At 33.8% G+C, this 18,606-nt stretch carries 18 protein-coding genes; 14 read left to right on the top strand and 4 right to left on the bottom strand.

Features of this window, described 5'->3' with window-relative positions:
* The first annotated feature begins 67 nt into the window (after nucleotides 1–67).
* The 6 genes from ABD940_RS19330 (at nucleotide 68) to ABD940_RS19305 (ending at nucleotide 4,247) form a co-directional block, all read left to right on the top strand.
* Nucleotides 68–856, top strand: coding sequence for a hypothetical protein (locus ABD940_RS19330; RefSeq protein WP_345207582.1), 789 nt, complete (start codon nucleotides 68–70; stop codon nucleotides 854–856).
* 212 nt (nucleotides 857–1,068) lie between these two features.
* Nucleotides 1,069–1,884 (top strand): DUF6759 domain-containing protein, encoded by an 816-nt coding sequence (locus ABD940_RS19325; protein WP_345207580.1) that lies wholly within the window; start codon nucleotides 1,069–1,071, stop codon nucleotides 1,882–1,884.
* 82 nt (nucleotides 1,885–1,966) lie between these two features.
* Nucleotides 1,967–2,644, top strand: coding sequence for a tRNA (guanosine(46)-N7)-methyltransferase TrmB (trmB, locus tag ABD940_RS19320; protein WP_345207578.1), 678 nt, complete (start codon nucleotides 1,967–1,969; stop codon nucleotides 2,642–2,644).
* A 177-nt stretch (nucleotides 2,645–2,821) separates the two neighbouring features.
* Complete coding sequence (locus ABD940_RS19315) at nucleotides 2,822–3,466, top strand: DUF6759 domain-containing protein (RefSeq protein ID WP_345207576.1); 645 nt, start codon at nucleotides 2,822–2,824, stop codon at nucleotides 3,464–3,466.
* Between the two features lie 32 nt (nucleotides 3,467–3,498).
* The gene (locus ABD940_RS19310) at nucleotides 3,499–3,957 is read left to right on the top strand and encodes a DUF6759 domain-containing protein (RefSeq protein ID WP_345207574.1); all 459 of its coding nucleotides are present in this window, start codon (nucleotides 3,499–3,501) and stop codon (nucleotides 3,955–3,957) included.
* Between the two features lie 113 nt (nucleotides 3,958–4,070).
* Nucleotides 4,071–4,247: a bacteriocin-like protein gene (locus ABD940_RS19305; protein WP_345207572.1), complete on the top strand. Its 177-nt coding sequence runs from the start codon at nucleotides 4,071–4,073 to the stop codon at nucleotides 4,245–4,247.
* Between the two features lie 64 nt (nucleotides 4,248–4,311).
* On the opposite strand, the gene rpsB is transcribed toward ABD940_RS19305, so the two are convergent.
* The 3 genes from rpsB to rplM form a co-directional block, all read right to left on the bottom strand.
* Nucleotides 4,312–5,073 carry a 30S ribosomal protein S2 gene (gene rpsB, locus ABD940_RS19300; protein WP_345207571.1) on the bottom strand — a complete coding sequence of 254 codons (762 nt, stop codon included), beginning with the start codon at nucleotides 5,071–5,073 and terminating at the stop codon, nucleotides 4,312–4,314.
* 183 nt (nucleotides 5,074–5,256) lie between these two features.
* Complete coding sequence (rpsI, locus tag ABD940_RS19295) at nucleotides 5,257–5,643, bottom strand: 30S ribosomal protein S9 (protein ID WP_066674806.1); 387 nt, start codon at nucleotides 5,641–5,643, stop codon at nucleotides 5,257–5,259.
* A gap of 7 nt (nucleotides 5,644–5,650) precedes the next feature.
* The gene (gene rplM, locus ABD940_RS19290) at nucleotides 5,651–6,106 is read right to left on the bottom strand and encodes a 50S ribosomal protein L13 (RefSeq protein WP_056075141.1); all 456 of its coding nucleotides are present in this window, start codon (nucleotides 6,104–6,106) and stop codon (nucleotides 5,651–5,653) included.
* 335 nt (nucleotides 6,107–6,441) lie between these two features.
* On the opposite strand from rplM, the gene ABD940_RS19285 reads away from it, so the two are divergent.
* Complete coding sequence (locus ABD940_RS19285) at nucleotides 6,442–7,557, top strand: DUF3667 domain-containing protein (protein WP_345207560.1); 1,116 nt, start codon at nucleotides 6,442–6,444, stop codon at nucleotides 7,555–7,557.
* On the opposite strand, the gene ABD940_RS19280 is transcribed toward ABD940_RS19285, so the two are convergent.
* Nucleotides 7,554–7,886 carry a hypothetical protein gene (locus ABD940_RS19280; RefSeq protein WP_345207558.1) on the bottom strand — a complete coding sequence of 111 codons (333 nt, stop codon included), beginning with the start codon at nucleotides 7,884–7,886 and terminating at the stop codon, nucleotides 7,554–7,556. The genes ABD940_RS19285 and ABD940_RS19280 overlap by 4 nt on opposite strands.
* Nucleotides 7,887–8,071: 185 nt before the next feature.
* On the opposite strand from ABD940_RS19280, the gene ABD940_RS19275 reads away from it, so the two are divergent.
* From ABD940_RS19275 to ABD940_RS19245, 7 genes are all read left to right on the top strand, one after another.
* Nucleotides 8,072–11,419: a methylmalonyl-CoA mutase family protein gene (locus ABD940_RS19275; RefSeq protein WP_345207556.1), complete on the top strand. Its 3,348-nt coding sequence runs from the start codon at nucleotides 8,072–8,074 to the stop codon at nucleotides 11,417–11,419.
* A 191-nt stretch (nucleotides 11,420–11,610) separates the two neighbouring features.
* The gene (locus tag ABD940_RS19270) at nucleotides 11,611–12,459 is read left to right on the top strand and encodes a hypothetical protein (protein ID WP_345207554.1); all 849 of its coding nucleotides are present in this window, start codon (nucleotides 11,611–11,613) and stop codon (nucleotides 12,457–12,459) included.
* Nucleotides 12,460–12,572: 113 nt separating this feature from the next.
* Nucleotides 12,573–13,733: a tetratricopeptide repeat protein gene (locus ABD940_RS19265; RefSeq protein ID WP_345207552.1), complete on the top strand. Its 1,161-nt coding sequence runs from the start codon at nucleotides 12,573–12,575 to the stop codon at nucleotides 13,731–13,733.
* Complete coding sequence (locus ABD940_RS19260) at nucleotides 13,733–14,857, top strand: polysaccharide deacetylase family protein (RefSeq protein ID WP_345207550.1); 1,125 nt, start codon at nucleotides 13,733–13,735, stop codon at nucleotides 14,855–14,857. Before ABD940_RS19265 ends, ABD940_RS19260 begins: the two co-directional genes overlap by 1 nt.
* A gap of 80 nt (nucleotides 14,858–14,937) precedes the next feature.
* On the top strand, nucleotides 14,938–15,645 hold the full coding sequence (locus ABD940_RS19255) for a Dph6-related ATP pyrophosphatase (protein WP_345207548.1): 708 nt from the start codon (nucleotides 14,938–14,940) through the stop codon (nucleotides 15,643–15,645).
* 130 nt (nucleotides 15,646–15,775) lie between these two features.
* Nucleotides 15,776–16,267, top strand: coding sequence for a T9SS type A sorting domain-containing protein (locus ABD940_RS19250; protein WP_345207546.1), 492 nt, complete (start codon nucleotides 15,776–15,778; stop codon nucleotides 16,265–16,267).
* A complete protein-coding gene (locus ABD940_RS19245) occupies nucleotides 16,264–18,513 on the top strand; it encodes a carbohydrate-binding domain-containing protein (RefSeq protein ID WP_345207544.1) in 2,250 nt (749 codons plus the stop codon). Before ABD940_RS19250 ends, ABD940_RS19245 begins: the two co-directional genes overlap by 4 nt.
* Nucleotides 18,514–18,606: the final 93 nt, after the last annotated feature.

Here is an 18,606-nt window from a genome sequence, read left to right as displayed (position 1 = left end):
TTTAACCTCATTTCACTACTAAAACAGGCATAAATTGATGCATTTCTGCGTAATTTTGCCATATTATATGAAGAAGTTATTTATTCTACTGTTGTTGGTTTTTCTGGCAAAAATCAATGCCCAATCTTACTCCGGAGAAGTTTTTCTAAGAGATAATTCTGTATTATATCTCAATCAGGTATATGTTACCAATCTTAATACGCTGAAAACTGTTCTTACCGATTACAACGGAGATTTTACCATTCCTGCAAATGCAGGAGATGTTATTCGTTTTACATCGATTGTTACGGAACGAAAAGATATTAAATTAACTTCTCAAATGATGGAGCAAAAAAATTTAATGGAACTTAAAATCGCTTATCACGATATTCAGGAAGTGGTAATCAACAGATTCAGACCAACCGGAAATTTAAGATATGATGTAAATTCCATAAGAAAAGAAGACAAAGGATTAGCCATAAAAAAAGTGATCGGTTTGCCTGAACCAAAAGGCGACGGAACTTCACCACAACTTCCGGTTGCAGGATTGAGAGATGGCGGATTAACTTTCAGTCTGGAGAGTATTTACGATATCCTTTCCGGCGACAGAAAGAAAAAGCAACGTTACATGGCTTACGAAAGAATGAATAATTCTGTAACGCAGATTAAAAATTATCTTGGAAAAGATTATTTCATAAAATTTAAAATTCCTGAAAACCTGATTGATAATTTCCTTCAGTTCGTTTATACTTCCGAAAACATAGAATCTTATGTAATGGTAGGAAATTTTGATGCGATAAAAGTTCCGATTGAAAAATATTTGCCTATTTATCAGCGAAGATTGAAAAACTCTCATCTTCAGGATATTGTAAAATAAAATCAGCCATATTTATAAAATTTCAGAAAATGTATACTGCTAAAATTGTGGTATACATTTTTTGTTCTTTAAATATTGTTTATTTTTATCAAAAATTTGAGTGTTTAACATAAATTGGTGTGATTTTCGCTGCCAATTTAAACACTAATAATCTAAATTTAAATCAATTAAAAGAGAAAAAATATTTTATTTTTTAATTTTAATATTAGTGAATGAAAAAGTTATTTCTATTCTTTAGTGCAATTCTATTTATAAACCTTTCAGCTCAGTCGAAAGGCAAAGACTACAGCGAGATTTTGAAAAGTAAAAGTATTTACGAAATCAATGCTTTCCTAAGAGATGCGCATCCGGATGATCCCAAAAGATCTATTCTGAAACCACGCGTAATGGAAATGATGAAAGAATACATTAGAACAGCACAACCAGGAGATCAGAAAGTAAAACAAATGCAGGATTGGCTTGCAATGTTGAAAAGAAGACCTTCTACGAAAATTTCTTTCGATGAAATGAACGCTATCATCAAGCAGAAACAGATTGCAAAGTATCAGAAAGAACTACAAATGGGTCAAGCCGCAGTTGTCTACACTCCAAGTAGTCCTAAAAATGTCTATATAGCTTCTACAACAACCACTACAGGTTCATCTTCTCCTAATACCTCTGCAAAGCCTTCCGTTGCAGCAATTCCTGATACGGAAGCCACCGAGTTTAATATGCTAATGGGAGAAAATCCTGATGAACATAAAAACAAAACCGTAAAAATTCTGAATTCACTTTTCGATAACGATCCGAATGCAAAAGAATGTATCGTAATGATCGAGAACAAATCCGACTGCAACATTATCGTAAGAATGGAAGGAGTCGGGACAACAAAATACAGGCTTCCTGTACCTTCACACGGAGATAATTCTATCGTGGTACAAAAAGGAGACTATCTTTTCACAAGTATCGTTTGCGGTGCACAATATGCATCACAAAAAACAATTCAAAAACCTTTGATGGTCGCATTAGGAAGTTCATCTAAAAAATAATCTGTTTCAGTGTTATTTTTAGCCTTAAAAATGAAGCATTTGTGTAAAATTCGCTATTTTTGCGGGATTTTATAAATTTCTCATGGGTAAAAACAAATTAGCAAGATTCGCAGAAAACAAAATATTACCAAACGTTATTCAGCCAACAAGAGAAGATGCCTTAAACGGTTTTGATCTTAAAGGAAAATGGAGAACGGATTTCTTCAAAAATGATCACCCGATCGTGTTGGAATTAGGCTGTGGAAAAGGAGAATATTCGGTAGGTCTTGCAAAAACTTTCCCTGAGAAAAACTTTATCGGAATTGATATCAAAGGAGCAAGATTCTGGTTCGGAGCCAAAGAAGCTGTTGATAACGGAATGAATAATGTTGCTTTTTTAAGATCTCAAATCGAACTTGTTGAACATTTTTTTGGAGAAAATGAAGTAGATGAGATCTGGATCACATTCCCCGATCCGCAGATTAAATACAGACGTACAAAACACAGATTAACTCACCCTGATTTTTTAGAGAGATATAAAAAATTCCTGAAACCAGGTGGAATCGTTCATTTAAAAACGGATTCTGAGTTCCTTCACGGGTATACTTTAGGATATTTACAGGGTGCGGGTTACGAAATTATCTCTGCTCACCACGACATTTACGGGGCTCCTGAATATGATCCGAATACTCCGCATCTAAGAGATATAAGAACTTATTACGAAGAACTTTTTTCTGCAAAAGGAAAAACAATTACTTATATTAAATTCAAAATTAATTAAACAAATAACTTATGATGGAAAAAACACTTATTATTTCGAAACACTTTACAAATTTAACTTATCTGTAGTTTTTAATTGAAAAAATTCACTTAAAAAACCAAAGGCTGTAAAATTTTACATCCTTGCATTGTCATATATAAACACAAAAAATTATTCATTAAAAGAATATGATAGGTTATGAAAAAAATATTGTTGATTATTTCGATTATAATTCTTGCATCCTGTAATTCAGCGAATGTAAAAAATAGCACCCAAAATATCTTAGAAAGTAAAAATATCAATGAAATTGAAAATTTTCTGGAAACGGCTCATCCCGACGATCCCAGAAGAAGGATTTTAAAATCAAAACTGATCGCTTTGAAAAATTCAGAATGGACAAAAGGGAAGAAAAACGCACAGCCTATGGTCGCAAGACCTATTATTTCCGAAATTCCTGCTAGTTTAATACGAAACTCAAGTTCATCTGAGGCGGAGGAATTTAAACATCTAATAGCTTCAACATCAAAAGAACATACTGACAAAACTGTAAAACTTCTGAATATTATGTTTAACGAAGATATAAGTAGTAAGGAAGTTATTCTTTTATTTAAAAATAATTCTGACTGTAATCTCGTTCTAAGGATTCAGGGAAAAGATTTTTATAATATGGCTGTTCCGGCAAAAGGAGAAAATTCCATTGTCATTAATAAAGGAAATTATACTTTGACAAGTAATGTTTGTGATGTTATATATTCTTCACAAAAAGATATTAAAAAGAGTATTTTTTTAACTATAAATAATCCTACTCAAGTTGATAATAAAACTACTTTAGGGAAAAAGTAAAAAGATTAAATTTACACCAAGAAAATCTGCACATGAAAAAGTTTTTTGCTTTTATGTCTCTCATTATTTTGTTTTTGCATAGTTGTGAAACAACACATTACAGGACAACAAATATTCCCGTTAAAAAAAGTCCTCCTACGACTTCAAATATAGGAAGCCGTACTTCATCTGCAACTCAAACTGAAACAGAATATCAGGCTTTAATCAAGACGTATAAATCGGAAACAGCACAAGTTTTAACAGATCTTTTAAACGGATCAGAAGATAGTCCCAATACATCGATTACTGTGGAAAATAACTCTCGTTGTAATATGGTTTTAACAATTAGTGGTAATAATTATTTTAAGAAAATCCCAATTGGAGCTGATAAAATTGGCTCTGCTATGGTTCCGAAAAACCAGAATTACAATCTTTCCGGAATGGTTTGTAATTCGGTGTATCAAAAAACAAAATTCGTGACTAGTTCTTATAATATTACGATTTCTAATTAATAAAAAATATTTTATCAAAGCAGAGTGATATATTAAATAATTTATTACATTTGAATAAATCATTGCGGAATCCGAAAAGCATATAGAGTAGGAAAATTACAAAACAAAAAACTATGAAAAATTTGAAAAAAGTTTCAAGAAATGAATTAAGAACAATTAAAGGAGGCTACAGAAGTTGTGCTGATGGATGTAATACAGAAGGTGGTGAAATATGTTGTAGTGGAGTATGTAAATTTGGTGTTCCAAACCCTAATTTTCCAGATTTATTAATGTGTCCTAAATTGCCTTAAATAAAAAAAGATGGTTGAACCATTTTGTTGTTCAACCATCCTTTATTTTTAAAAAAAACTTTAATTATTCAGCGTCGAAATCTGCATCTTTATCAGCAGAGATTACTTCACCTTCTTCTTTAGATTTTTCTTTATCAGCTTTTCTTTGAGTCTGACCTTCTTTGATAGAATCTGAAACAATGTTTAAGATCATATCGATAGATTTAGAAGCATCATCGTTTCCTGGGATAACGAAATCTACTTTTCTAGGATCAGAGTTTGTATCAACAATACCGAAAACTGGAATACCTAATTTCTTAGCTTCAGTTACAGCGATGTGTTCTCTCATGATATCTACAACGAAGATCGCAGAAGGAAGACGAACCATGTCAGAGATAGAACCTAAGTTTTTCTCTAAGTTAGCTCTTTGTCTGTCAACCTGTAATCTTTCTTTTTTAGATAAAGTTTCGAACGTACCGTCTTTTTTCATTTTGTCGATAGAGTTCATTTTCTTTACAGCTTTTCTGATAGTAACGAAGTTTGTTAACATACCTCCTGGCCATCTTTCTGTAATATAAGGCATATTAAGTTCAGCAGCATGTTTTGCAACAACCTCTTTCGCTTGCTTTTTAGTAGCTACGAAAAGAACTTTTTTACCTGCAGAAGTTAATTTTTCTAAAGCGTTACAAGCTTCATCCAATTTAACTGCTGTTTTATGTAAGTCTACAATGTGAATACCGTTTTTCTCCATAAAAATGTATGGAGCCATATTTGGATTCCACTTTCTAGTCATGTGACCGAAGTGTACACCAGCCTCTAGAAGGTCTTTTACATTTGCTTTTGCCATGTTTTCTGTTTTTGTTAGTTTACTTTCCGTTTCTTAAACAATCAACAACTTCTTTAGATGGGAGAAGTGTTTGGATGCTAAACGTAACGGGCAATTTTTTTGTTTTGATAAATAGATTTTAGATATAAGACAACAGACCGAATAAATTCTGAAATCTGAAATCCTGTATCTGAAGTCTGAAAATTAACGTTTTGAGAATTGGAATCTCTTTCTTGCTTTTTTCTGACCTGGCTTCTTTCTTTCCACCATTCTTGCGTCTCTTGTAAGTAAACCAGCTGGTTTCAAAGCTAATCTGAATTCAGCATTGATTTCGCATAAAGCTCTTGAAATACCTAATCTGATAGCTTCTGCCTGACCTGTATTACCACCACCGAAAACATTTACGGTAACGTCATACTGACCAACAGTTTCAGAAAGGATAAACGGTTGGTTCAATTTGTAAACCATCACGTCTGTAGAGAAATAAGTCGCAGCTTCTTTACCGTTTACTGTAATAACACCAGAACCCGGCTTTACATAAACTCTCGCTACAGAAGTTTTTCTTCTTCCGATTTTGTGAACTATAGACATAAATTAATTATTTAAATTCGTTAACATTAATTGTTTTAGGCTGTTGAGCTTCATGTTTGTGCTCAGTTCCTTCATATAAATAAAGGTTTTTAAGCAATGCAGATCCTAATCTGTTTTTTGGAAGCATACCTTTTACAGATTTTTCCAATACTTTTAAAGAATCTTTTTTCTGAAGTTCAAGAGCTGTCATAGACTTCTGTCCTCCAGGGTAACCTGTATGCCAGATATAAGTCTTATCGTTCCACTTGTTTCCTGAAAGAGTAACTTTCCCAGCGTTCAAAACGATTACGTTATCACCACAATCTACGTGAGGTGTGTAGTTCGTTTTGTGCTTACCTCTCAAAATCTTTGCAACCGTAGAAGCTAGTCTTCCCAACGGTTGTCCTTCAGCGTCTACCACAACCCATTCTTTATTAGCAGTAGCTTTGTTCGCTGAAACAGTTTTGTAACTTAATGTATTCACACGTTTTAGTTAAAGATTAAACATAATTTCCCCCTAAAAGGGTGTGCAAAGGTACAAATTATTTTCTGAATGCAAAAACATATTTTATTTAATCTCTTGACTGTCTGTTTTTATTTATAAAGAATTTAGTTATTTTTTATTTAAATCGATCAAAAAACGGTTTAAAGCGCATATTTACTTTTTATGAAAAATCAAAATATAATAATTAATGTGATGTTTTAAATTCCAAACTAATCTTTTCATTAAATTCTATTTAAACATTACATCAAAAGATTATTAATATGATCATTTCATTTGCTTAAATAATTATATTTGCGTTAAATCCTTATAAAAACATGAGCCACGGAAAAATAAGAGAAGATAAAACATGTCTTAATTGCGGACATACCGTTGAAGAAAGATTCTGCCCACATTGCGGACAGGAAAATATCGAGCCCAAACAACCGTTTCACTATCTTTTCACGCATTTCATTGAGGATTTTACACATTACGACGGGCAGTTCTGGAAAACGATCAAATATTTATTATTTAATCCGGGGAAACTTACCAAAGAATATCTTGCAGGCAAAAGGCAACTGTATGTTGCTCCTGTAAAACTTTACATATTCATAAGTTTTATTACATTTTTAGTTCCGGCACTTATTCCAAAAGCTCATGAATCGGAAAAAGCTGAAAAAATATCTCATATAGAAAGGACAGAAAAAATAGAAGAACAGAAAGAAGCCACAAACAAAATTCTGGATGAATTTCAAAAAAAAGGATTATTTTCCAAGGAAACAGTTTCAAATGCGAAGAAAATTGCCGATTCTATACAAATAAAAGATTCTGTTCAGGAAAAAAGTGTTCTTAATGATGGCGATGTTTTTGAAAAAACATTCAGCGATAATACTACTTTTATGGATGCTCATAATCTGAAAGAGTACGATTCTCTGTATGCAAAAGATGAAGGTTTTTTCCATACCCTCTCAAGACCAATGGCAAAAAAAGTATTTGAATTAAAAGAAAGCGGTTTTACAAAAGCACAGATCAAAGAAAAATATATCGAAACAATCCTTCATACGATTCCAAAAGCTCTTTTTGTATATCTCCCGATTTTCGCGTTTTTCTTATGGATTTTCCACAACAAAAAAAGATGGTGGTATTTCGATCACGGAATATTTACCCTTCATTATTTTTCTTTCCTGTTACTTTCCACATTAATATATATTGTGATTAACCGTATTGGAAATCTATTACCCGATTATACTATTTTCACCCTACTCTTTTCTTTAATCAATGTTGCTTTGTTTTTTTACATTTCATTGTATTTCTTTATAGCTCATTACAGAACCTACGAAAGCAAAAAGAGAGTGAGTATTGTAAAAGGATCGATTTTATTTATCATCAATTTTATAGGTTTGCTGATAATGCTGATTATTTTAATGTATATAAGCTTAATAATGTTACATTAATTACGCAAAGATTTGCTTGTCCTAAAGCTTGCAATCATATAATAAGCTACAAAAACCGTAGAAAATTTCAAAATTGAAGGAATTGCCAGTTCAAGTTTGAAAATTAAAGTTCCTACAAGAACCAAAATTCCCATTGCCACGAAAGACAAACCTAATTTTTGTGGTAATGTAAAATTCGGTGTATCCAAATAATAAGCAATTCCCCACGCAATACCGAAAGACAATGCATAATAAATATCAAGACCTAGATTATCTGAACTGTAAAAGAAATAATTAATTAAAAAACTTAGAACCGTTCCCAATGCAAAATATAGCAATGTCTTTTTCATACCATATATAATATGATGCAAAAGTAAAGATTTTAGTTATCATTTCTAAACGAATGTTTGCGCAGTTGGTGAAAGTCTAATGATTTAAATTTATTTAACAAATTAAAAATCAATAAATTAAACTTAATTAAAAGGTTGCCATTTTATTATTATATTTGAAAATTCAGAAATTTTCTAGATTTTTTATGGAAACCCAAAAATATACTCCAACAAATAAAGTAAGAATCGTGACCGCTGCATCATTATTCGACGGTCATGATGCTGCAATTAATATTATGCGTCGTGTCATTCAGGGAACAGGATGCGAAGTCATCCACCTTGGTCACGACAAATCTGCTGAAGAAGTTGTAAATACAGCCATTCAGGAAGATGCCAACGCAATTGCATTAACTTCATATCAAGGTGGTCACAACGAATATTTCAAATATATCTACGACCTTTTAAGAGAGAAAAACTCTCCGCAAATCAAAATTTTTGGTGGCGGCGGCGGTGTAATCTTGCCCGAAGAAATCGAAGATATCATGTCTTATGGTATCGACAGAATTTATTCACCGGACGACGGTCGTGAACTTGGTTTGCAGGGAATGATCGATGATTTGGTGAAAAGATCAGATTTTGCAACAGGAAAAGAGGTAGAAGCAAGTGATTTAGATTCAATCAGTTTTGAAAAATCTACGAGCATTGCAAAAATCATTTCTGCAGTTGAAAACTTCTCCGAAGAAAAACCGGAATTAGTTAAAGCAATTGACGAAAAATCAAAAGATTTAAATATCCCAATCATCGGTATCACAGGTACAGGTGGAGCCGGAAAATCTTCATTGACAGACGAATTGGTAAGAAGATTCCTACGTTCAAATCCGGGTAAAAAAATTGCGATTATTTCAATCGACCCTTCGAAAAAGAAAACAGGAGGTGCGCTTTTGGGTGACAGAATCCGTATGAATGCGATCAATGACCCAAGAGTTTATATGCGCTCGATGGCGACGAGAGAAAACAACGTTTCTGTTTCTCCGTTCATTCATTCTGCTTTGAATGTCTTGAAATTGGCTCATCCAGATGTGATCATTTTAGAAACTTCAGGTATTGGACAATCGGGTTCTGAAGTTTCAGATTTTGCCGATGTTTCAATGTATGTGATGACTCCTGAATATGGAGCTTCTACACAGTTGGAAAAAATCGACATGTTGGATTATGCAGACTTGGTTGCATTAAATAAATCTGACAAACGTGGTGCTTTAGACGCACTTCAAGCCGTAAGAAAACAGTTCCAGAGAAACCATTTGTTGTGGGAAAGTCCGTTGGATGATATGCCTGTTTATGCAACAAAAGCATCTCAATTCAACGACCACGGAACTACTGATTTGTACAATAGATTAGTTGCTAAAGTAAATGATAAATTTTCTGACTTAAACTTGCAAGGTTTTGTTGAACAGGAAATTACAGATGAAGTAACCATCATTCCTCCAAAAAGAGTTCGTTACTTATCTGAAATCGTTGAAAACAACAGACAATATGATGCTAATGTTGAAAAACAGGCAGAATTAGCAAGAAAAATGTATCATATTGAAGGTGTTAAAAAATTCCTTTCCAATGAAACATTAGATACAGAATATCAAAAAGCTGAAAAAGATCTTCAACAGGAAAATATTGACTTCCTAAAAAATTGGGATGACACGAAAGAGGCTTTCAAGGCTGAATTTTACTCCTATTTCGTTCGTGGGAAAGAAATTAAAGTAGAGACCTCAACAGAATCTTTATCACATTTAAAAATTCCAAAAATATCTTTACCAAAATACACCGATTGGGGAGATTTGATTAAATGGAAAGGTCAGGAAAATCTTCCAGGAGCATTTCCTTACACAGCCGGAATTTATCCTTTTAAAAGAACTGGTGAAGACCCAACGAGAATGTTTGCCGGAGAAGGTGGACCGGAAAGAACAAACAGAAGATTCCATTACGTATCTGCGGAAATGGATGCAAAGCGTTTATCAACAGCGTTTGACTCTGTGACTTTGTACGGACAAGACCCTGCTTTACCACCGGACATTTATGGTAAAATCGGAAATGCGGGCGTTTCTATCGCGACATTGGATGATGCGAAAAAACTATATTCCGGATTTGATTTAGTGAATGCAATGACTTCCGTTTCAATGACGATTAACGGACCTGCTCCGATGTTATTGGCTTTCTTTATGAATGCTGCAATTGATCAAAATGTTGAAAAATATATCGCTGAACACAAGCTTGAAGCAAATGTTGAAAAAGTTTTAAAAACAAAATTCGACGATAAAGGTTTAGCAAGACCAAAATATAACGGAGAATTGCCTCCTTCAAATAATGGCTTAGGCTTAAAATTATTAGGAATCACGGGAGATGAAGTTATTCCAGCTGAAGCTTACGCTGAAATTAAAGCTAAAACGATCGCGACTGTTCGTGGTACCGTTCAGGCTGATATTTTAAAAGAAGACCAAGCTCAGAATACTTGTATTTTCTCAACTGAATTTGCTTTAAGATTGATGGGCGACGTTCAGGAATATTTCATTACAGAAAAAGTAAGAAACTTCTACTCGGTTTCTATTTCAGGATATCACATTGCAGAAGCGGGCGCAAATCCGGTTTCGCAGTTGGCATTTACTTTGGCAAACGGTTTCACTTATGTGGAATACTATTTATCAAGAGGAATGGACATCAATGATTTTGCGCCTAACCTATCTTTCTTCTTTTCTAACGGTATCGACCCTGAATATTCGGTAATCGGACGCGTTGCAAGAAGAATCTGGGCAAAAGCAATGAAATTGAAATATGGAGCAGACGAAAGAAGCCAGATGCTGAAATACCACATTCAAACTTCTGGACGTTCTCTTCACGCTCAGGAAATTGATTTCAACGATATCAGAACGACGCTTCAGGCACTTTATGCAATCTACGATAACTGTAACTCGCTTCATACCAACGCTTATGACGAAGCAATTACAACTCCGACTGAGCAGTCTGTAAGAAGAGCGATGGCAATTCAGTTAATCATCAATAAAGAATTAGGTTTAGCGAAAAACGAAAATCCGTTGCAAGGTTCATTTATTATTGAAGAATTAACAGATTTGGTTGAAGAAGCTGTTTACGCAGAATTCGACAGAATCACAGAAAGAGGTGGTGTTCTTGGTGCGATGGAAACAATGTATCAACGTTCAAAAATTCAGGAAGAATCGATGCATTACGAGTGGTTGAAACACACCGGAGAATATCCTATTATCGGGGTAAATACTTTCCTTGGAAAAGACGGTTCGCCAACGGTTCGTCCTGGAGAAGTGATCCGTTCGACTGAGGAAGAAAAGCAGGTTCAGATTGAAACGCTTCATAATTTCCAAAAGTCTAATGAAGATAAATCTGAAGCCGCTTTGAAAACTTTACAACACGCAGCCATCAATCAGCAGAATTTATTTAATGTGATGATGGATGCCGTGAAATACTGTTCGCTTGGGCAGATTACTAATGCTTTGTTTGAAGTAGGCGGTAAATACAGAAGAAACATGTAAGCCCGTAGTCGGGCAGACAATTTTTACTACTATTTGTTTTAAAAATTATATAATTAAACCTCAAGGAATTTCTTTGAGGTTTTTTATTACTTTAGAAAAATTTGAAAAACATTCCAACCTTTTTTATGTTTTTAGCATCTATATATTATAAAGAAATTTAATTTATAAGATAAAGTAAAAACCATTTATAAATGAAAGAAAACTATAATATTCAGATAGGATATAAATGTCCGCTTAAATTATCCGACACTCCAAATTTTACAGACGGAAAGAGATTTTGTGAGCTTTGTAATAAGAATGTACATGATTTAAGAAATCTTTCGGATGAAGAGATTTACAATTTGGCAATGGGAAAAGAATCTATTTGCGGAAGAATTCAAGTTGACAGAATTTCAAATCCTGACATTAATAATACAGGATTTTTCAAAAAACTTATTACAAGCTTTGCTTTATTTGCTTTTATCACGAGTATATTTTCCCAGAGGAAAAATTCAGACACTATAAGAACACAGGAAATAGAAGGTTTTGCAGTAGTCGCTTTCAAATCCGATGATAGCGATCATGAATATTACTCTCCTAAAAGCCGATTAGTTGGAGGTTTAAAAATTGGAGAAAAATATATTGAGAATGCAAAAATTTTAAAACTAAATCAAAGCACAGTTAAAAAAGGAAATATTGAGTATAATGGTGAAATCGACTTTTCTATTGATGAATATTTGGTAAAAAAAGAAAACATCATATTAATACAAACCAAGGAACCAACTATTTACAGATATAAAATTGTAAAAAAAGAACAATTTGACAGTCGTATTTACGAGAACATTAACGAAAATGATATTGTAAAAGCCGAACTTCCTAAAAAAGATTTAGCCCAAAGTTTATACTATATTGATGGTGAAGAAGTAGATTATGAAGAGTTTTCAGAAACAGTAAATACAAATTCGAAAGACTTTTTATATTTTCTGTTGAATCCTGATTTAGCAAGTATTTTATTAGACGAAAGAACAAAGAAGCACTTATACATTGCTTATAGCAAATAATTTTCCTGAAAATTCAAACCTATATTTCAAACTTAAAATCTATATGAAATATTATCCTTCAAAATTTTGGAGGATTTTTTATATTTGAGCCCAATTAAATAAAAAAACATTCCATGAAAAAAATTCTTTTGCTGTTCGTTTTTTGGCAGTCGTTTATTTTCGCTCAAAAAAACAACGAACTCTTAGTTTTAAGTGCTGTTGTAAAAGACAAAGTCATTCCAAATGCACAAATCATCTTCCAGAAAAACGGTGAAACTTCGGAAACCGTAAATACCGATGCTTCCGGAAAAGCCATTATTCCTCCACAATTTGTTGAAGCCAACAACGAAATAACATTAATCATTAAAAAAGATGGTTATTCTACACTGGTTACAAAAGGTCCTTTTGGCGGTTTAACTTATGCTTTAAGTCCCGTTATGGAAGATCTGGACGGAATGAGAATCGTTCTAAGCTGGGGAAAATCTCCTTCAGATCTCGATTCACATCTTTCATATCCTAACAATCATATTTGCTATTATCACAAAGAAGGAACAAATGCTAATTTGGATGTAGATGATACAGACAGTTTTGGTCCCGAAACAATTACCATCGAAAAAAGAGCTCAAAATCAGAAATATATTTATGCCGTTCATAATTTTTCCGACAGAGGGGAAATCGACAACGAAACGCTTTCAAACAGAAGCAATGCAAAAGTATATGTCTACATTGGTAATACTTTGATTAAAAGCTATGATGTACCAAAACGTAAAAAAGGTACTGTTTGGGTTGTTTTCATGATAGACGAATCGGGAAATATTGTTGATATCAATAATTTCGAAAATTCTACTTCGTGGGAAGGCGTGAGAAGTTTATTAAGCAACTACAGATATTCTTCAACACCGACCAACTCTATTACGGAAAACGACAGACAGAGAGCTTTTGACATCAATAAGCAAGGAGAAAATTATTATCATTCGGGCAGAATGGAACAGGCTGTTAATTATTATCAGCAAGCTTTGGAATACAATCCTTTTGACGGACAGATTTACAGCAACCTTGGACTTGCATTCAGTAAAATAGGCAGAAGTGCAGAAGCAATCTGGGCAAATCGTGAGGCGATTAAATTTGCCGGAGACAATACAGTTAAAGCAAGCTCATACTTTAATATTGCTAAAATTTATGAAAACAGCGGACAATATTCTGACGCACTTTATTATTACGGTTTAGCGAAAGAAAATAAAGAAAATCCAGTGTATGATAAAGCTATTTTAAGGGTAAAAACAAAGATGAGATAATGAGAAAAGTTCTTTTGTTATTTATCTTACTATCAAACTTTCTCTTTTCACAAGGTCCCTCCAACATCGCAACAGCAAACCGAGACCTTTGGAAATTGCCAATGAAAAGCACCAAAGATTTTGATGTGGCTTCTAAATTGGAAATGCTTGTATTTTTAGAAACATTTAAAGATATCGATGTTCTTAATGAATCCGAATTGTTTAAAACTCTTGGTGTAAAAGACGGAAGTTCTTCTGGTGTAAAAACATGGAAAAAACAGACGCAGGATCGTTTAGTTTCAAATTTTAAAGATTTAGAAGCCGATGCTCTTTCTGAAGTTATTTCTGTAAAGGCAAATCCAACTTTTCCGGAATTGGTTCTAGCAACAAAAAAGCTTTCAAACGAATTACCTGAAAATTTAAAAAACTGGTATCAGAATTCGAAAAGTTTTTATAAAACTTACATTTTAGAATGTCTTCGTTTGGCTGCAAAGTCCAATAAAAGAACCAGCGAAATAAATACTTTAGATCCAACCGAAAAAAATGGTTTTGAATCAAAAGACAAAAGCTACTTATTGACATTTGATGATGGTCCGACTCAGAAAAATGGTCACACAGATAAACTTATCAATATTCTGAAAGAACAGCATCTAAATGGTATTTTCTTCTTATCAGGAGATAAATTACAACAGAGAATTGCTGCAAATGGTAAAAACAATGTTGCATCTATGTATGGAGAAAACTGGATCGGATCTCACAGTATGGTCCACAAATCGCATCAGTATCTTCCTGACTGGAAATTGCAGATTGATGAAAGCAACAGTATTATTAAAGATGTATTTGATTTTAATAATAAAACATTTTATTTCCGCCCGCCTTATGGACAAAGAAGTCCGGAAATCATTAATTATTTATTGAAAAATAAGCAACCAATTCTTTTATGGAACATCGATTCGCAGGATTGGAGTGAGAAAATCTCTTCACAGGAAGTTTCTTCAAGAGTGATCACTTTAATGTTATTGTGGAGAAAGGGAATTATTCTGTTTCATGATGTACATCCAAAAGCGGCAGTAGCTGTTCCTGCAATCAATGAATATTTTAAGGATTGTCAGATAAAATGGCTTAAACCTGATGAGATACAATAGGCTTTTGATAAGATAAATTTAACGTAAAAAAATATTAATTAACAGAATCTCCCTATTTTTGGGAGATTTTTATTTTAAACATGAAACCGAAAGCCATTTTCAACTGGAGTAGCGGAAAAGATTCTGCCATTGCTTTATATAAAACTTTAAAAGAAGACAAATTTGAAATTACATCTTTGCTCACAAGCATTAATCAAGAATTTCAAAGAATTTCGATGCACGGCGTTCATGTTTCGCTGTTAGAAAAACAGGCTGAAAGTTTAGGCTTTCCTTTAATTAAAATGGAACTTCCGAAAGAACCGACAATGGAGGAATATCGTGAAATTATGAGTAAAACCATGAATGAAATAAAATCTCAAGGCGTCACTCATTCTATTTTCGGTGATATTTTTCTGGAAGATTTAAGGAAATATCGCGAAGATCAATTGCAATCCATCGGAATGAAAGGAGTTTTTCCATTGTGGAAAATTGATACAACTGACCTCATCCATGAATTTTTAGATCTAGGCTTTAAAACTATTGTAACCTGCGTCAACGAAACTTATCTTGATAAAAGTTTTGCAGGTAGAGTTATTGATAAAGATTTTATTAAAGATTTACCTGAAAATGTTGATCCTTGTGGAGAAAACGGAGAGTTTCACACTTTCACTTTTGACGGACCTATTTTTAAAAACCCGATTCAGTTTGAAATTGGAGAAATTGTAAAAAAGACATATCCTAAACCAAAATCTGATGAAAATGAAGATGGAGAATATATTTTTTGGTTTTGTGATTTGGTTTCAAAATAAGAATTTCTCAAAATAATTTTCATTTAATTAAAAACTTCTCATTTACCGACACATTTTTACCGTTTACCTCAAATTATTTTCTCGTTGTTAACTATAATTTAATTTTGAATTTATAAAAAATTAATTTACAATGAGAATAGTACAACTTTTTAGTAAAGCTGTGTTCTTATTTTTATTATTGTTTGCTGTATTTTCTTTTGCACAAACTACGATAAAAGTTACCTATTACACAGGATCTACGCAGGATTACACCATCGACACGAGCGGAAAACTTTATTTTTCGGGAAGTAATTTATTGGTAAAAACGACAAGCACTGCAACGAATGTTTCCATTCCGACCACTATTATAAGAAAGATCACTTTTTCTTCTTTAGTTCTTGCTACGCAGGAAATCGGAGCGAATAAAGATCAAATAAAATTGTATCCGAATCCTTCCGCAGATTATATCAGAATTACTTCCGGCAAAAAAGAAGCACTGAAAATAAAGATCTATTCAGCCGAAGGACGATTGGTTCTGAACGGAACTTATCAACCTAATGAAGATATCAACATCAGCAGCTTCAAAGATGGATTCTATTTGGTTCAGGTAAATAATACAACTTTAAAACTGATCAAAAAATGAGAAAGCACATTTATATCTTCATCGCTTTAATTTTGTCATTCGGATTAAAGGCGCAAAGCAACATTATCGCTCATAATTCAGGAAATAATATGTACGCTTCTCCAACTCCGGTTGTGGACAGTATTAAATTTGACACTAATTATGCAAAGTTTCATCTTAACGGAAGTACAACAAGTTTAGACTTACCGAAAAGTATAGTTGACAGTTTAACCTTCTCTCCTACTGCAGTTAGCTTAACCAAAATTTATATCATTTATAAAGGTTCGGAAAATGCTACGATTATTAATCCTTATTCAACTCAAGGGGTAAATATTACTGCGACAGGTGGAACTGTAAATGTTGTTTCAACAGCCACAATTAATAATTTAGAATATAATTTGTTGGGAACAAGCACAACAGGAAGTTTGACGATGAGTTCTACCCTTCCTGCCAATTTTGTAATGAATAATCTTAATATTACAAACGTTTCCGGACCTGCTATCAACATTACAGGCGGACAAACACATACTTTCACAATTCAGGCAGGTACAACAAATTCGTTGACAGACGGTTCTTCAAGCACAAAAAATGGAACATTACAAACCGATGGGAAAATAATCTTTGCAGGAACAGGAACTCTGAATATTAAAGGAGTAAAAAAACATGGTGTTTCAACTTCAGCAGGAATTGAGGTACAAAATGGAAATATCAAGGTTACTTCTGCAGCTTCAGACGGATTCCATTCCGAAGGTTATGTCATGAGCAACGGAACGGTAAATATTACAGCAACTGCAGACGCCATTGATGCAGGAGATACTGCAATTTCGATTTCAGGAGGAAATGTTACCGCAACTTTGGCTTCTGCTGATGTAAAAGCTATTAAAACAGGAACTTCAACGATAGGAATTTCGGGAGGAACTTTCAATTTAACATTAACAGGAGCTCAATCCAAAGCAATCAGTGCCAAAGGAAATATCACTTTTGACGGCGGAAATATTACAGCAAATCTTTCGGGAGCAGCAGTTCTTACAGCTTCGGGAAGCGGTTATGATCCGTCCTATTCTACTGCAATAAAAAGTGATGCAGGGATTACTGTAAACGGAGGAACCCTTAATCTTACTTTAGCTTCAACGGCAAATGGAGGAAAAGGAATTTCGGCAGGTCAGAATATTACAATCAATAGCGGAAATATTACAATCACCACAGCAGGAAACGGAGCAACCTATACAAATACGACAGGAGTTTTAGACTCTTATTCGTCTTCTGCGATTACAACAGATGGAAATCTTTTGATCAACGCGGGTTCTGTAACGACGACAAGTTCAGGAACTGGAGGAAAAGGATTAAAAGCTGATGGAACAGTAACGATCGGAAGCACAACAGGAAATCCGACTTTATTAATTAAAACAACAGGGGCAAGATTTTTAGTTTCAGGAACAGATTACAGCCATCCGAAAACTTTAGTCGCAGTCGGAGCAATTACGATTAATAATGGCAACAATACATTTACCTCAACAGATGATGGTATTCATTCTGATGCTTCAATCACGATAAACGGAGGAACGAATACAGTTTCTGCAATATCAGCAACTTCAGGAGTTGGCGAAGGAGTTGAAGCTCCGATTATCACTTTAGCGGGTGGAGTAAATAATATCACCGCTTCCAACGACGGAATTAATGCAACCTACGGAACGGTTTCGGGAGGAACAGAAGCCAATGACAACAGTCATTTGTACATCACAGGAGGAATAAATATCGTCGTAGGAAGTGACGCAATCGACAGCAATGGAAACATCACCATTACAGGCGGAACAACCATTGTAAACGGACCGACAAGTCAGCCGGAAGAAGGTATTGATTATAACGGAACTTTTTTAATGAACGGAGGATTATTAATTTCGGGAGGTTCAAATTCTAGCATGACAAAAGCGATGGGAGCAGCTTCCACGCAGGTTGGAATGTATTTAAAATCAAGTGCACAATTAGCAACAACTTCAATATTGCATATTGAAAATGCTTCGGGTACAGAAATGGTGACTTTCAAACCTAAAAACGGAGTCTATTATTTCCACTTCTCAAGTCCTAATCTGGCGAAAAATGTTTCATACAAAGTATATTTCGGCGGAACTTATACAGGCGGAAGTTATGTAGGAGGAACTTCAGGATGGGGAATGTATACCGGTGGAACTTATTCTACTTCAGGAGGAACGCTGAAAAGTACTTTCACAACCTCAAACACAAACACGGTTAATACGGTCTCTTTTTAATTAATATTTTATATAATTTACTTCAAACCTCTTAATGAAAATTAGGAGGTTTTTTCTTTGTAAGGGCATACAAATTGCTTACAAAAAGAAAAA

This window comes from Chryseobacterium ginsengisoli, from assembly GCF_039542325.1.
Lineage (GTDB): Bacteria > Bacteroidota > Bacteroidia > Flavobacteriales > Weeksellaceae > Chryseobacterium > Chryseobacterium ginsengisoli.
The sequence above is the reverse complement of the archived record's forward strand: the minus strand, read 5'-3'. Positions and strand labels throughout refer to the sequence as shown.

What these genes read in the sequence shown, in the direction of transcription:
- ABD940_RS19250 (WP_345207546.1), top strand. Translation starts at nt 15,776, where the DNA reads ATGAGAATAGTACAACTTTTTAGTAAAGCTGTGTTCTTATTTTTATTA.
- ABD940_RS19315 (WP_345207576.1), top strand. Translation starts at nt 2,822, where the DNA reads ATGAAAAAAATATTGTTGATTATTTCGATTATAATTCTTGCATCCTGT.
- ABD940_RS19285 (WP_345207560.1), top strand. Translation starts at nt 6,442, where the DNA reads ATGAGCCACGGAAAAATAAGAGAAGATAAAACATGTCTTAATTGCGGA.
- ABD940_RS19305 (WP_345207572.1), top strand. Translation starts at nt 4,071, where the DNA reads ATGAAAAATTTGAAAAAAGTTTCAAGAAATGAATTAAGAACAATTAAA.
- ABD940_RS19265 (WP_345207552.1), top strand. Translation starts at nt 12,573, where the DNA reads ATGAAAAAAATTCTTTTGCTGTTCGTTTTTTGGCAGTCGTTTATTTTC.
- ABD940_RS19255 (WP_345207548.1), top strand. Translation starts at nt 14,938, where the DNA reads ATGAAACCGAAAGCCATTTTCAACTGGAGTAGCGGAAAAGATTCTGCC.
- ABD940_RS19280 (WP_345207558.1), bottom strand. Translation starts at nt 7,886, where the DNA reads ATGAAAAAGACATTGCTATATTTTGCATTGGGAACGGTTCTAAGTTTT.
- rpsI (WP_066674806.1), bottom strand. Translation starts at nt 5,643, where the DNA reads ATGTCTATAGTTCACAAAATCGGAAGAAGAAAAACTTCTGTAGCGAGA.
- ABD940_RS19245 (WP_345207544.1), top strand. Translation starts at nt 16,264, where the DNA reads ATGAGAAAGCACATTTATATCTTCATCGCTTTAATTTTGTCATTCGGA.
- ABD940_RS19310 (WP_345207574.1), top strand. Translation starts at nt 3,499, where the DNA reads ATGAAAAAGTTTTTTGCTTTTATGTCTCTCATTATTTTGTTTTTGCAT.
- rpsB (WP_345207571.1), bottom strand. Translation starts at nt 5,073, where the DNA reads ATGGCAAAAGCAAATGTAAAAGACCTTCTAGAGGCTGGTGTACACTTC.
- ABD940_RS19325 (WP_345207580.1), top strand. Translation starts at nt 1,069, where the DNA reads ATGAAAAAGTTATTTCTATTCTTTAGTGCAATTCTATTTATAAACCTT.
- ABD940_RS19275 (WP_345207556.1), top strand. Translation starts at nt 8,072, where the DNA reads ATGGAAACCCAAAAATATACTCCAACAAATAAAGTAAGAATCGTGACC.
- ABD940_RS19330 (WP_345207582.1), top strand. Translation starts at nt 68, where the DNA reads ATGAAGAAGTTATTTATTCTACTGTTGTTGGTTTTTCTGGCAAAAATC.
- trmB (WP_345207578.1), top strand. Translation starts at nt 1,967, where the DNA reads ATGGGTAAAAACAAATTAGCAAGATTCGCAGAAAACAAAATATTACCA.
- ABD940_RS19260 (WP_345207550.1), top strand. Translation starts at nt 13,733, where the DNA reads ATGAGAAAAGTTCTTTTGTTATTTATCTTACTATCAAACTTTCTCTTT.
- ABD940_RS19270 (WP_345207554.1), top strand. Translation starts at nt 11,611, where the DNA reads ATGAAAGAAAACTATAATATTCAGATAGGATATAAATGTCCGCTTAAA.